General features: G+C 66.4%; 12 protein-coding genes. 4 read left to right on the top strand and 8 right to left on the bottom strand.

The window, feature by feature from the left end; translation table 11 throughout:
• Positions 1–557 precede the first annotated feature (557 nt).
• Positions 558–1058, top strand: coding sequence for a hypothetical protein (locus M8859_RS04305; protein ID WP_195069413.1), 501 nt, complete (start codon positions 558–560; stop codon positions 1056–1058).
• Between the two features lie 31 nt (positions 1059–1089).
• On the top strand, positions 1090–2169 hold the full coding sequence (locus M8859_RS04300; RefSeq protein ID WP_195069412.1) for a hypothetical protein: 1080 nt from the start codon (positions 1090–1092) through the stop codon (positions 2167–2169).
• A 227-nt stretch (positions 2170–2396) separates the two neighbouring features.
• Here the strand turns inward: M8859_RS04300 and M8859_RS04295 are convergent, their stop codons facing one another.
• From M8859_RS04295 to M8859_RS04270, 6 genes are all read right to left on the bottom strand, one after another.
• Positions 2397–3209: a DUF8020 domain-containing protein gene (locus tag M8859_RS04295; RefSeq protein WP_249643882.1), complete on the bottom strand. Its 813-nt coding sequence runs from the start codon at positions 3207–3209 to the stop codon at positions 2397–2399.
• 97 nt (positions 3210–3306) lie between these two features.
• Entirely contained in the window at positions 3307–4773 is a 1467-nt protein-coding gene (locus M8859_RS04290; protein WP_249643881.1) for a PepSY-associated TM helix domain-containing protein, read from the bottom strand.
• Between the two features lie 346 nt (positions 4774–5119).
• The gene (locus tag M8859_RS04285) at positions 5120–5509 is read right to left on the bottom strand and encodes a hypothetical protein (RefSeq protein ID WP_249643880.1); all 390 of its coding nucleotides are present in this window, start codon (positions 5507–5509) and stop codon (positions 5120–5122) included.
• Positions 5506–5673 (bottom strand): hypothetical protein, encoded by a 168-nt coding sequence (locus M8859_RS04280; protein ID WP_249643879.1) that lies wholly within the window; start codon positions 5671–5673, stop codon positions 5506–5508. The genes M8859_RS04285 and M8859_RS04280 overlap by 4 nt, the downstream gene beginning before the upstream one ends.
• Before the next feature lie 142 nt (positions 5674–5815).
• Positions 5816–7474: an acyl-CoA synthetase gene (locus M8859_RS04275; protein ID WP_159920957.1), complete on the bottom strand. Its 1659-nt coding sequence runs from the start codon at positions 7472–7474 to the stop codon at positions 5816–5818.
• 176 nt (positions 7475–7650) lie between these two features.
• Positions 7651–9276 (bottom strand): acyl-CoA synthetase, encoded by a 1626-nt coding sequence (locus tag M8859_RS04270; RefSeq protein ID WP_159920959.1) that lies wholly within the window; start codon positions 9274–9276, stop codon positions 7651–7653.
• A gap of 252 nt (positions 9277–9528) precedes the next feature.
• Between M8859_RS04270 and M8859_RS04265 the strand changes: the two genes are divergently transcribed.
• Positions 9529–10131, top strand: a complete 603-nt coding sequence (locus M8859_RS04265; RefSeq protein WP_159920961.1) for a carboxymuconolactone decarboxylase family protein — start codon at positions 9529–9531, stop codon at positions 10129–10131.
• Here the strand turns inward: M8859_RS04265 and M8859_RS04260 are convergent.
• A complete protein-coding gene (locus tag M8859_RS04260; protein ID WP_159920963.1) occupies positions 10099–10602 on the bottom strand; it encodes an ArsR/SmtB family transcription factor in 504 nt (167 codons plus the stop codon). The two genes, M8859_RS04265 and M8859_RS04260, sit on opposite strands and share 33 nt — an antisense overlap.
• A gap of 556 nt (positions 10603–11158) precedes the next feature.
• Between M8859_RS04260 and M8859_RS04255 the strand changes: the two genes are divergently transcribed.
• Positions 11159–12070, top strand: coding sequence for a phosphatidylinositol mannoside acyltransferase (locus tag M8859_RS04255; protein ID WP_223521331.1), 912 nt, complete (start codon positions 11159–11161; stop codon positions 12068–12070).
• Positions 12071–12328: 258 nt separating this feature from the next.
• Here M8859_RS04255 and M8859_RS04250 read toward each other — a convergent pair whose 3' ends face one another.
• On the bottom strand, positions 12329–13684 hold the full coding sequence (locus M8859_RS04250) for a cytochrome P450 (RefSeq protein WP_159920967.1): 1356 nt from the start codon (positions 13682–13684) through the stop codon (positions 12329–12331).
• Positions 13685–13722 lie beyond the last annotated feature (38 nt).

Raw genomic sequence — 13722 nt, 5'->3', positions numbered from 1 at the left:
GTCCCCTTTGCACCACATGGGAAGCAGCCACGTGTCGGGGCACCCAAAAGGGGGAAGGCTGCGCGGACGGGGACTTCGCATCGGTGTGCCCGACCGAGCCGCCCGCCAGCCTTCTCCCGACCTACCAGATGTTCTGAGAAACAACGGTATTCACTCGGCTGACTCCATCTCCAGAAGGCCCGGCTATGCACACGCCCGAAATGCCCCACCCGCCAGTAACCCACACAGTGTTGCTGTCGCAGTGCACCGCAGCGGTATTCCGCGCCAGCACCCTCACTCTCATGTCGGTGAACTGCCCAGCTCCCGACTGCCCAGTGATGGTGCCGGTAGCCACAGGCGGCATGATCGACTCTCATCTCGGCCCACACGGAGAATGCCCAGCCGTCGGACTCCGGGTGATCGATGACCGAGTATCCCCGATACGAGCCGAATCAGGGTGACATCCGGCAACTGCAACACTCCGGCACTGTCCACCGTTTGCCCAGTGACGAGGGCGGAGGCGAAACTGTAGCCCGGAAACTCGATCCCAGACAGCCAGCAAGAGGGAAGGCCCAGCAGTGGACCACGAACAATTCGGTTTCGATATTGAGTTCGATGACAAAACCCAAGCATTCCTTGAATGGGTAGCGCCAGAACGCATGGAATCGCAAATTCGAGACTTCCTGTCTGCCACCGTTCCGGGGATCGCCGACTATTCGGATAATTGGTGGATGCCGCCGCTGACAATGCACGTTCTAGAAGCGGCGAAGGCATTCTTCGGCAGTCGGGCGGGATTCCTGGAACCCGATAATCGCAAAGCTGCGGATCAGTTCATTCGATTCTACGGTGAATGCTTTGTGCGGCGAGCAGGAATGGCGTGGACCAACCGCCCCGAATGGAGCAGTGCCCCGCTGTATACCGATTTCAGCCCAGCGGTACATGACGGCAACGGCGAAGAAGTTCGAAGTATCTTCTCGATGACGGATTATCTGTTTCTCGAAGACGATGGTCCTGGTATGGCGGATTATGTGATCACGTCGGCCGCCCGTGACATACGCAAAGCCCGGAAGGGCACATAGAACGCTCGGTAGACGGGGGGTGGGCGCTGTCATGCCCGACGAATACGATGCAATCAGACGGCGACTGACCAACTATGAAAAGGGTCTCTATTTCGAACTGGGCAGGGCGCACGAGCTAGAGGAAACTCCTGATAAAGGCTGGGTGCGCCAGTTCAGAATAGAGACCAGCAAAGGCCCGCGTGTGCTGGACAACGCTCGCACCGAAAATCGAGGCACCCGAGGATTGGAGCGTAAATCGGGGCGGATCAATGAGCGAGACGCACGCGAGCAGCTAACAAAAGAGCGAGCAGGTCTGGACGCCGGAATGCTGGCCAGTAGCCGATGGGAGACGGTAGCCGGCGAGCAGATACCTCCCAAGATAGCCAAAGAGCTTCAGGACATGGCCCGCGATTTCGGCGACAAGTTTCAGCATGTGGTCGTTTCTCGCGCTGACGCACTCCGCGCCATGAAACTCGGCCAGTCGCTGGTATCTCAGCAATTGGAGCTTATACGGCCGTACGAGCTGAATCGCGCCGACCGAGCGCGGGAACGGCTCGCGAAGCTGCGTGAGATAGTGCGGGCGCAAGATCGAGCCGAGAAATTCCGGAAGATGCAGCAGTTCCGGGAAGCGGCTGCGCGTGGCCGGGCGGATGCTCCACAGCAGGTCGAACGCGACCGGCAGGCCCGCGAGCAAGCCGAGCGAGCCAGGCAAGCAGGCCGAACGCCGGAAGCCGAGCGGGCGCGGGTGGAACGTGAGGCGGCCGAACGGGTGGCGCAGGAGTTCCCGCCACCCAGCCAGTACCCGCAACGGGAAGCCGCCGACGCTGGAGAACAAGCGGCCCGAGAAGCGGCCGACGCCGCCAGGGCTGAGCGGGAAGCAGCCGAGGCACGCACGGCAGCGAAAGAACGTGAAGCCGCTGCCTTGAAGGCCCTGAACGAGGCGCGGAACGCGGCGTTCAAGGAGTTGGACGAGAAAGGACATCTGTCGGAGGTCGAAAAAATTCTCTGGCTGGGGCAGGCGCAGCATCCACAAGCGGCCGTGAGGCAGCCGCCTGGTTCTGCGCCGAGTGTTGAGCGTGGCGGCACCGGACAAGGACAGGAACGCTCACGCGGACTATCCCGCGACCATTAGCCATCCACGCTCGCTGGGCTCACCGTGTGGTCGGGTGTGGTTCGGGTCGCGCTCGGGGCAGCCATCCCTACCGGGGAGAAAAGGGCCAAGGTTCGATACCCTCCTGTGGTGCAGCGCGGCCCCGGTTCGGGGGGAATGTCCCGAACCGGAGCCGCTGTGATGGAACTCACTATGCTTGCAAAGTCCCTGGTCAGCCCTGTTCAACCGGGATATTTACGCAGGTCAGCTCATTGCCCCTTGAACGGCGCGTTGATCGTGCTGAAGTACATGATCGCCGCGCCGATGGCGACGGGGGCCGTCACCAGTATCTGGCCCGCGACCGTGCCGAGGGCGCCGACCGCGACGATGCCGCCGAGGCAGCCGACGGCGGCGGCCGGGATGAACGGGCCGAACATGCCGACGATGGTGGCCGCGGCGATGGTCGCTCCCGCGATGCCGCCCAGGATGCAACCGACCGAGGCGCCGCCGATGCCGCCGACCAGGGTGCCGATGCTGGCGCCCATGCCGATCGTGCTGGTCATCCGGGACCAGGCCGCCTGTTCACGGTCGTATTCGGTCTTCCACGGCGCTTTGTCCTCGAACGGCAGGGCGACCGGCTTGTAGGTCGCGTGTGCCAAGTCGAACTGTGGGGTCAACGTCGCGGTGCGTTCGGAAATCTCGGCGGCGATGGGGAATTCGAAGTCGTCGACGCGGAAGGTCAAGGGCGCTCCCGCGACGACGGCGCCGTCGGCGGCCTTGATCTTCAACGCACCGTCCTCGACCACCAGCGAGCCGGAATCGGTGGTGATGATGCTCGAGGTCTCGGTGGCGTACGCGGTGAAGCCGACCGACTCCGTGTCGACCGACTCCGTGTCGCCGGGCGAGGTTTCGGCGGGCGAGGTTTCGGCAGGCGCAGGGTCGGCAGCTGCGGGGTCGGCGGGAGCGGTCTCGACGGAGGTGGCGTCGGCGGGCGCTGCAGGGGTGGCGGAACTGGTGCCCGCGGCGATGCTCAGCGCCGCGGTGGTGACTGCGGCGGCCAGGGCGAGTTTCGTGATCTGCATGGAAATCCTTGGTCTTCGAGGCATGGCTGTACGACGGCCATACCGGTGACGTTCGATAGGTCGTTGAGTGACGGGCTTTAGCCCCGGGGTATGGGAATTACGAGGTGGCGCGCACCCGTCCGGCGACGCCGATCAGGACGTCGATCACGAGGAACGCAAGCAGGCTCAACCCGACCAGCGGGACGAACCAGCCGATCACCAACGCGGCGGCCAGCAGTGGCGCGATCACCCACAGCGGGGTCGTGCGCAACGCGCCCCGCCGCGGAGCCCGGCCGATGGCGAATCGTCCGGCGTCGCGAGTCGGGCGCCTGCGCCACCACATCAGGTAGCCGCGCACGATCACCGTGATCAGGCCGATCATCGCCGCGAGCAGCAGCAACTGATTGAGCAGCCCGAACATCAGGCCCATGTGGAACTGGATGCCCCAATTGGTGAGCTTGGCCATCAGCGGCCAATCGGCATAGGCCAGACGGTCGGTGACCGCGCCGCTCGCACCGTCGACGGCCACCGAGTCGACGGTGTAGGTGCCGGGCATCCGTCGTTCCTTCACCGCGAATGCCTTGTCCGGCGTGGCGGGCACGGCGATCTCGGCTGCCTGGGTGATGCCTTCGGAGCGCGCGGTCGCGTACACCCGATCCAGTCGGGTGATCTGTTCGGTCGGGTCGGACGGCGTGTGCGCCGCGTGGCCGCCGCCGTGGTGGTCGGAGCCGGGATCATGCTCTTGCGCAGCGGCTCCGGGGAGTGCGGTGCTGACCGCGGGCGTGGTCCAGCTGAGCTGCTCACGCAGTTCGGTGATGTTCTCGCCCGCGTAGGTCGACCAGGTCATACCGGTCGCGGACAGCAGCAATGCCAAAGGCAGCACCCATATGCCGACCGCACCGTGCCAGTTCAGGGTGCGCCCCCTCGCGCGCTGCGTACGGTCGGCCGCCAGCAGCCAGCCCCAGCCGTTGCGGGCGCGTCGGGCCCGCACTCGGCGTACCCAGATGACCAGACCGGCCAACCCGACGATCCACAGCCAGGACGCGGCGAGCTCGCTGTAGAGCCGGCCGGTGTCGCCCAGGTGCAGATCCCTATGCAACTGATCGATCCAGGTGCGCAGCGGCAGCGCCCCCGAACTGCCGTATACGACGGCATCGCCCACCGGCTGAGCGGTATACGGGTTGACGAATACCGCCCGCCGCTCGGATTCGCCCAGCGTCGGGTCATCGAACAGCACGCGCGTGGTGCCTTCGGCGTCCGCGGCCGGGGCTACGGCGACGAGTGGCAGGTTCGGTCGGGTGGCGACGGCCGCGCCGACCTGCTCCGACAGCGGTTTCGGCGTTCCCGTCTGCGTGACCGTCAGCAGGTCGCGCGACACGATCGATTCGATCGTCGGCGATATCGCGTAGAGCGCGCCGGTGACGGCCGCGATGAGAATGAACGGCCCGACGAACACCCCCGCGTAGAAGTGCAGCCGTCCGGCCAGCGCGGTCAGGCTGTTGCGCGCGGTGGACCGGCGTGGGCCGGGGGAGTCCGACGGCTCCGGTAAGTCGGCGTCGGCAGTGATTGTTTCTGTTGTATTCACGGTCGTTTCGTTTCTGACGGCGGGAACCCGGACGCCGGTCGCAGGCGGTTCTCCCGGTTGACGTCGGCTCGAAGCCGTTTCGGCAAGAGCGCATGCCTCGTGGCCCGATCGTCGTTCAACCATGTGCGACGACTGGCCTGGTCGACGGCGAACGGGCGCACTCGGGAAAGCGCGATCTCGCCGCGGTGCGCGGAAGAATGGCTTGCGACCGGGCGACGGCGTCGCGTGTCGGCACGCTCAGGCGTGGGCACGAGAGTGCGAGGCTACGCCGTGCTGCACGGTGCGGACCGTGGCCGTGAGCGACACTCACGCCACAGTTGCTCCATGCCCCGGGTGTGGGAAAGGTTCAGACGACGACCGTGAGCGGCGGGGCGCGAGTACGCAGCCCGTCGGTGGTGAACAGCCGCAGGACCACCCGATCGCGATGGGTGGTCCGCAGTGGAGCTCGAACCACGACGACGGGCGGGACATGGCGCACCGGAAGAACGCGGTGCAACACCGCGGTGCCGATCCGGTAGGCGGCCTCCGCGCCGCGGATCACGATGGCGGCGGCGCATGCCGCGAATACATGCGCGGTGATCATGGCCGGGGTCAGCTGCGCGTCACCGTGGTGCAGGTGTCCCGAGCCGATGCCCATGGTGAAGTGCCCCAGTAGCTGACCGGCTACCAGCGCCGCGACCAGCCCGGCCGAGGTGTCGCGCAGCGGAGCCGCGCCCGCCACCAGCGCGCCGATCACGGCGGACGCGGCGCCAATGCGGTGGTGTCGGGCAGCATGCCGCCGGAGGCCCAGCCGTGCGCCGCGACGGAAATCGCTCCTGAGATCGCACCGGCCGAACCACCGCGCACCCGCGCGACGGCGCCGCGACGTCCCGCGGCAGACCGGTCGAACTCGCAACTCACCCGCTGATGATAGCCGACAGATTGCACCCGACGGACCGAGTCGGCTCGGCCGAAACTCGCGGCGACGTGCACATTCGAGGTGGAGTTACTTCGGTCTTCCGGACGGGCGAGAACCACGCCGCCCGGAAGCCGTGGACGCGGATCAGCCCGCGTCCACCTCCATCTCGATCAGCGGCTTGCGCAGCAGCTTGCCGGTCGCGTTGCGGGGCAGCTCGTCGAGGAAGATCACCTCGCGCGGGACCTTGTAGCGGGCGAGGTTGGCCTTGACGTAGTCCTTGATCTCCTGCGGGTCGCGCTTGCTGTCCGGTCCGGGGACGACGAAGGCGCGCAGCCGTTTGCCGAACTCGCGATCGTCCACGCCGACGACGGCGGCCTCGAAGATGTCCTCGCGTCCCGCGATGAGGTTCTCGACCTCCAGGGGGAAGACGTTCTCGCCGCCGGAGACGATCATGTCGTCGTCGCGTCCGTCGATGTAGAGCAGACCGTCGGCGTCGAAGTGGCCTACGTCGCCGCTGTTCATCATGCCGTCGACGACCTCTTTGGTGCGGCCGTCGGTGTAGCCGGTGAAGGCGAAACCGTTGTCCACGAAGATCGTTCCGGTGACGTTCGGCTCGGTGATCGGCTTGCGGTTCTCGTCCAGCAGCACGATCCGGATGCCGACCGGAGCCTTACCGGCGGTGGTGGGCGCCTTCCGCAGATCCTCGGGCGTCGCGACCGTCATGACGGCGCACTCGGTGGAGCCGTAGAGGTTGTAGAGGCTGTCGTTGAAGTGGTCCAGTGCGCGGGTCACCACGTCCGGTGCGATGGCCGAGCCCGCCGCGAAGATCACCTTGATGCTGCTGACGTCGTACTCGGCGAGCACGTTCTCGTCCAGGTCCAGCATGCGTTGCAGCATGGTCGGGACCACGACCAGCGAATCCGCCCGGTACTTCGCGATATTCGCCAGAGTCTGCTCGGGGTTGAAGCGGCGCTGCTGGAAGACCACCCGGTTGCCGAGCGCGAGACCGAGGGTGAACTGCGACAGGCCGGTGCCGTGGAAGATCGGCGCCGCCATGATCATGGTGCCGTTGTTGGGCAGCGGCACCCGGTCGACGAATTGAGCCGAGGCGAACGGACTCACGCGATCGCGCGGCGCGCCCTTGGGGGTGCCGGTGGTGCCACTGGTCAGGATGACTATGCCGCCCGGCTTCGCGGGTGCGGGAAGCGGAGCGCCGGATTGTCCTTCGATCATCGAGTCGATGGTCGGGATCGCGGTATCGGCGTCGTCCTTCTCGTCCACCCAGGTGAGGATGCGCGGAATCGCGGCGGGAATGGCGCTCATCAAGTCGAAGAACTCGCTGTCGTGCAGCACCGCCTTGACCTGCTCACGCTCGGCGACGTCGGCGAACTGCGGCTTGGCGAACCCGGTGTTCATCAGCACCCCGCGCACGCCGAGCTTGCCGGTGGCCAGCAGGCTCAGCACCATGCCGCGGTGGTCGCGCGCCAGGATCGCCACCACGTCACCGGGATTGATGCCTTTGCTCTGCAACCCGCGAGCGAGGGCGTTGGACTGTTCGTTGAGCTGGCCGAAGGTCAGCTCGCCGCGCTCGTCGACGATGGCCGCGGCGTGCGGCCTGGTCTGCGCGGCGTGCATGACGACGCCCGCGAACGGACCGAACTTCAGAACGTTGAACGCCGACCGGGCGGCGTGGTCGGGGCGCAGCGGATTGAACAGCCGCCGCTTGACCATCACGTTCACGCCAAGGGCCAGATCGCCCGCCTTACGGGCGCTACCGGCCAACGCGGGGAGGGAAAGAGACATCGACGACAACCTTCCGGCGGTGCCACCCGGTGGTCCTCCGGGTGGTGCGAACCGCAATTTCGGTACCCAGTGCTGGCGCTAACAGTAGCAAGCTCGTGTAACCGGATGTGTCATGTATCTCAGCGGTCGCTACCGGCCGGTAGCGGGCCGGGCGTGGTCGCCCGGCCCGCTGCGGATCAGGCCTGGACCTCGTAGTCCACCAACACGCGGCGCAGCAGTTTGCCGGTCGCGTTGCGCGGCAGGTCGTCGAGGAAGACCACCTCGCGCGGCACCTTGTAGCGCGCCAGGTTGTTCTTGACGTACGCCTTGATCTCCTCGCCGTCCGGCGCCTGGCCCGGTTCCGGGACGACGAAGGCGCGCAGCCGCTTTCCGAACTCCGGGTCGTCCACGCCGACCACGGCCACGTCGAAGACGTCGGGCCGCTCCAGCAGCAGGTTCTCCACCTCCTGCGGGAAAACGTTCTCGCCGCCGGAGACGATCATGTCGTCGTCGCGGCCGTCCACCATCAGCAGCCCGTTCTCGTCGAAGTGGCCGACGTCGCCGCTGGACATGAAGCCATCGATGACCTGCTTGGTGCGGCCGTCGGTGTAACCCTCGAAGGGAGCTCCGCTGCGGATGAAGATGCGGCCGGTGGTGTTGATCGCGGTGACCTGCTGGTCGTTGTCGTCGTAGAGCCGCACCTCGCAGGTGATCGGCGGACGTCCGACGGTGCCGGGCGCCAGGGCGAGGTCCTCGGGGTTCGCCACGGTCGCGACGGCGCACTCGGTGGAGCCGTAGAGGTTGTAGAGCACCGGCCCGAACGCCTCGGTGGCCTTGATGGTGAGCTCGGGCGACAGCGCGGAGCCGGCCAGCATGATCACCTTCAGCGACGAGAGGTCGTACTTCGCCCGGATCGCCGGATCGAGCTCCACCATCCGGTGCAGCATCGTCGGCACCGCCACCAGCATGTCGGCCTGGTGGTCGGCGATCATCTGCAGCGTCGCCTCGGCGTCGAAGCGGCGGCGCACCACCACTTTGTTGGCCAAAGCCGCGCCGACCAGCCAGGTGGCCAGACCGGTGCTGTGGAAGATCGGCGACACGATCACCTGGGTGCCGCGCTGCGGGAAGGGAATGCGGTCGACGAACTGGGCGGTGGACAGCGGGGTGACCTTGGTGCGCGGCGCACCCTTCGGCAAGCCGGTGGTGCCGCTGGTCAGGATGATGAAGCCGCCCGGTTTGCTGGGAGCCGGCAACGGTTCGGTCGAGTTGGCCGCGATGAGGTCGTCGAGCGTCTGCGCGCCCGCGGGCAGTGCGGTGCCCTCGTCGACCCAGGTCAGATAGCGGGGCAGATCAGCGGGAAGGGCGTCGAGCAGGCCGAGGAACTCGCTGTCGTGCAGCACCGCCTTGACCTTCTCGCGGGCGCACACCTCGGCGAACTGCGGCTTGGCGAACCCGGTGTTCATCAGCGCCACGCGCACGCCGAGCTTGCCCGCGGCGGCCATGGAAAGGATCAGCCCGCGGTGGTCACGCGCCAGCACGCCGATCACCGTGCCCTCGCTGATGCCCGCCGCCTGCAGGCCGCGCGCGATCGCGGTCGACTGCTCGTCCAGCTCGCGATAGGTCAGGGTGCCCGCCTCGTCGGCGAGACCGGGCGCGTCCGGCGCCACCCGCGCGGAGTGCCGGATCAGGGTGGCCTGCGGGCCGAGGATCTTGGACTCCTTCATCGTCCGCAGCGTTTCCAGCGGTTTTTTGGGGTCACTGACGCCCGCGCTCCGCAGCACCCCTAGCGCCTTCACAAATTCCAGCGTGTGGGCCAGCTTCATGTCGAACAAACCTCCACAAAAACCCTCGCGTCGGTACTCGACCTAGCGAACCAATACGGCGTGTTGACCGCCACCGTAGCAGTGGGGAGTGTGGCAGGTCACAACAAAAGCGGACAAACCAGTCTCGGTTGGGTTGCGTCGCCGCAGGTGAGGCCGGTCCGTGACACGATTACGCCTTTTTCACACGCGGCTACCGGCCGGTAGCGCTACCCTCGCAACGTCTCGAAACCGCTCGAAGGGAGATGCGGTCATATGCCCGATCCGAAAGACCGCGCGCCGTTCATCGACGTCCCCGGCGATCTGCCCGGCATCCGGGGCCTGTTCGCCTTCAAACCGTCGACCGGCACGGCGCTGAGCGAGTTCGCCCAGACGCTGTTGCGCGGGCCCTCGCCGCTGACCCCGGGCGAGCGCGAAACCATTGCCGCGTACGTCTCTTCGCGCAACGAGACCTACTTCTGCACGCAGTCGCATGCCGCGACCGCGGCGGCGCTGGTGGACGGCGGGCGCGAGCTGATCGACGCGGTGATCGAGGACGTGGACTCCGCCGCGATCGGTGCGAAACTTCGTGCGCTGCTCCGGATCGCGGACAAGGTGCGCCGGTCGGGGCTCGACGTGACCGGGGAGGACATCGAGCACGCACGTGCCGCGGGCGCGAAGGACGAGGACATCCACGACGCGGTCCTCATCGCCGCGGCGTTCTGCATGTTCAACCGCTACGTGGACGGCCTGGCGACGATCGCGCCCCGCGAGCGGGCGACCTACGAGCAGATCGGCGGACTGCTCGCCACCGCCGGGTATGTCGCGGCCGCAGCGGCGCCGGACTCAGCGCCGGGCGCTGGCCAGGGCGACCAGTAGGGGTACCACCCGGGCGGCGGGGACCTCGAATCGCCCGCGGCCCGCGGTGTGCAGCCAGCCGACCGCCGCCAGTTGACGCAGGTGGTGATAGATCTGGCCGGAGGTGCCGACCCCTTCCACCCCGGCCAGCTCGGCGGCCGTTCTGCGCCCGCCCATGATCTCGCGCAGCAGGCGCAGCCGCACCGGACTGCCCAGCGCGGCAAGGCATTCCGCGGTCTCGGCCCAGTCGTCCTCGATGAGGTCGCCGGTGGTGAACCGGGCCTGCCACTCACGCTGCTGGTCGTTGGGCAGGCGGACCGTGCCCGCGAAGACGACACCGCCGTTGGGCTCGTCGGCTGCCGCGAACTCCTCCCGCAGGCGCGTCACCGCCCAATGATGATCGGTCTCCGGCGGGAGGTTCTCCGGCCATACCGCTTCTTCCAGTGCGCTGAGCCGCCATTCCAATTCGGCGACTCGGTCTTCCAGACTCACGAATCCACAAGCTACGGAAGTACCTGACCTCCGACAAACCGAAAGCTCCGGCTCCCGGGACGGCGGAAGCCGGTTCTGGTGCAGCTCGAGTGCATACGTCCACTGATTCGTCGATCCAGCGACAGGGCGTCAGGCTGCCCGCTCGATGCGCGCCTGTCCACGGGGTGAGCGCCGAATGGCGTGATCATGTCGTTGACTCGTCGACGCAGCGGCGTGCTTGTCAAGGGGGCATTTCTCCGATACGACCGTTCCGTATGGTCCGATCGAGGGTAGTGTGGGACTTTCGAGGCGGCCGCCGAATCTGCGGCGGCGGCTAGACCGGGTCCATACGGCAAGCCATCCAATCGGGCGTCATCGATCGCGAGTGAGCGGAGAATCCGAGAAATGCATCGAAGTAACCAGCCCGCACCTGACTTGTTCAGCCATCCCAGTGAGCCGGTCGATGTCGGCGCGCCGCACCCCGAGGCGGTTCGTCTGCCTGTATTCAGCGACGCCGTCACCGCAACGCCTTCGGTGGCGACCGACGAAGACGCCGGTCGAAGCCGGTAGGCAAGCGGTGCATCCGGCCGCCCGGGCATGGGATCTCGGTTACGCCGCCGGCTGGCGGCTGGTGCGCGCTCTGCCGGAACCACTGGCTGTCCGCCTCTTCGAAGCGGGAGCCGACCGCGCGGCCCGGAATGGTGGACCGAACCAGTTGCGCCGCAACCTGTCCAGGGTACTCGGTGTTCCACCGGCGGAGGTCCCGCACACATTGATCCGTGCCAGCCTGCGGTCCTACGCCCGTTACTGGCGGGAAGCCTTTCGGCTGCCGTCGATGGACCCGGTGCGACTCGCCGACGTCATCGAATCCTCGGCCACCGGGCTGGAACACATCCACCGGGCGGTCGAACGCGGCACCGGTGCGGTGCTCGCCCTGCCGCACAGCGGCAATTGGGACCTCGCGGGAGTGTGGCTGGTGCAGCGCGTGGGCTCGCCGACGGTCGTGGCGGAGCGACTCGCCCCGGAATCGTTGTTCCAGCGCTTCGTCCGCTTTCGCGAAGGCCTGGGATTCGAGATCATCCCGCTCACTGGCGGCGCGGAGCCACCGTTCCCGCAATTGGTCGCCCGAATCCGGCAGGGAAGGATAGTCGGGCTGCTGGGTGAACGCGACTTGTCCGGCGCCGGTGTACCGGTCACCTTCTTCGGTGAACCCGCTCGGCTGCCGGCCGGCCCGGCGCGGCTGGCCATCGACACCGGCGCGCCGCTGCTTCCCGTGCATTGCTGGTACACCCCTGACGGCTGGGGATTCCACGTGGATTCCCCAATCGACACCAGCGGTGGCGTGCACTCGACCACGCAGGCGCTGGCCGACCGATTCGCCGCGGGTATCGCCGCGCACCCAGCCGACTGGCATATGCTCCAGCCCCTGTGGACGGCCGATCTCACCGCTCGCCGGCTCGCTCGCCGAGACATGACCCCGCAGGACTGATCACTCGGAGGGTTCGCGACGGCACCTCAATCCTTGGGCAGCCCCCACGCGAATCCGGCGGCGATCACGAAACAACTGACGATCGAGATAGGCACGATGCTCCACATGGGTGCGAAGGCTACGGGCCATCCGGTCCCAGGTCCATACCTGTGCTGGCGTCGAAAAATGTTGCTGGCAACGTCTATCAACTGCCCATGTGGAGTTCTCGTCGCGGCGGCGCAACCAGGGTGCGTTCTCGATGAGTGTGTGCGGCTGAGGTCAGCGAGATCGTCCTCGAACACGGGTGGCGACCTGCATGTGCAGACCCTTGGGCGCAAGAGCTGCTGAGATTGCCGGACGAACGCGTGCGCCGGTGCGATGGCGTAGCCGCCAGCGAGCGATGATGGTAGCCAAAGCCAGCGTTGCTTGCGTCAGCGCGAAAGATTCGCCTACACACCCGCGAGGTCCTCTGCCGAAGGGGAGAAATGCGCCACTGACGCCAATTCTGCCTGGAGTGTCCCAACGGTCGGGATCAAACTTTTCCGGGTCGACGTACAGATCTTCACGGTGGTGGATGAGATAGGGGCTGACGACCAATGCTGTACCGCGGGGCAGTGCGTAACCACCGAGTTGGGTGTCCGTCGTAATCGTACGAGTGAGTAGCCAGCCCGGCGTGTACAGGCGCAGCGCTTCTGTCACTACATGTCGGGTGAGTTGGAGGGCTGGCAAATGCCCGAACTGCGCCGCGTCCCCTTGCAGAACTCGGTCCACCTCGGTGTGCAGCCGTTGCTCGATATCCGGGTGCAGGGCAACGAGGTGCAGAGACCACGCCAAGGCGCTCGCGGTGGTCTCGGTCCCCGCCACGAAGAAGATGGTGAGTTGGTCGCAGATCTCGGCGTCGGTCAGCGGTTCGTCTTCGCCCGCCGCTGCCCGCAACGTGGACAACAGGTCACCGCGGTCGACATCATCAGCGCGGCGCTGCGCCAGGACGGTATTCATGGTCGCACGAAAACCCGCGCGGGCCCGCTGATATCGCCGATTCGCTGGTGTCGGCAGCCTGCGCAGCGGCGCCGGTGTCAGCAATTGCCGATATATATCCCCGATGAGGATGGTCATATCGGCCAGCGTGCGATCCAGCACCATGGGTGGCAATGCACCGGAGTACATAGTCGCCAAAAACGTGCGCGCGGTGATTCGCAGTGATTCGGACAGTATATCGACGTAAGCGCCGTCCTGCCATTGCGTGGTGACGGCACTGATCTCCCGGCTCATAACGTCCGCATAATTGGGCAATCGCCCGTGGTGGAAACTTGGCTGGATCAACCGGCGATACCGGCGGTGCGAATCATGCTGCACGGTGAGTACGTTGTCTCTGAACATCGTGCGGGCAACATCGAATAACGGCCCGCCTTTGTCGAATACTCGATCCTGGCGCAGCACTTGATTGGTCAGTTCAAGGTCGCAGACAACGACGACGGTGACAGGTCCGAATTGGACACGGACCAGACCACTGTCGAGTTTCGGTAAGGAGGCCAGAAAGGTCCATGGATCACGGAGCAGCGGACGTAAGTGGCCGATCAGCGGGATCCTGCCCGGCGCGCGCGGGATCGCACGGTGCTCCTTAGCTCCAGCCATATTGGCAGAATCAGGCGAGGCTGTGCCGGATGCGCCCA

This window comes from Nocardia sputi, assembly GCF_023501985.1.
Note: the sequence above shows the minus strand (reverse complement) of the source record. Positions and strands in the feature narration are given on the sequence as shown.

Excerpts from the sequence above, each read along its gene's own strand:
- M8859_RS04300 (WP_195069412.1), top strand. The coding sequence starts at position 1,090 with ATGCCCGACGAATACGATGCAATCAGACGGCGACTGACCAACTATGAA.
- M8859_RS04270 (WP_159920959.1), bottom strand. The coding sequence starts at position 9,276 with ATGAAGCTGGCCCACACGCTGGAATTTGTGAAGGCGCTAGGGGTGCTG.
- M8859_RS04295 (WP_249643882.1), bottom strand. The coding sequence starts at position 3,209 with ATGCAGATCACGAAACTCGCCCTGGCCGCCGCAGTCACCACCGCGGCG.
- M8859_RS04265 (WP_159920961.1), top strand. The coding sequence starts at position 9,529 with ATGCCCGATCCGAAAGACCGCGCGCCGTTCATCGACGTCCCCGGCGAT.
- M8859_RS04275 (WP_159920957.1), bottom strand. The coding sequence starts at position 7,474 with ATGTCTCTTTCCCTCCCCGCGTTGGCCGGTAGCGCCCGTAAGGCGGGC.
- M8859_RS04250 (WP_159920967.1), bottom strand. The coding sequence starts at position 13,684 with ATGGCTGGAGCTAAGGAGCACCGTGCGATCCCGCGCGCGCCGGGCAGG.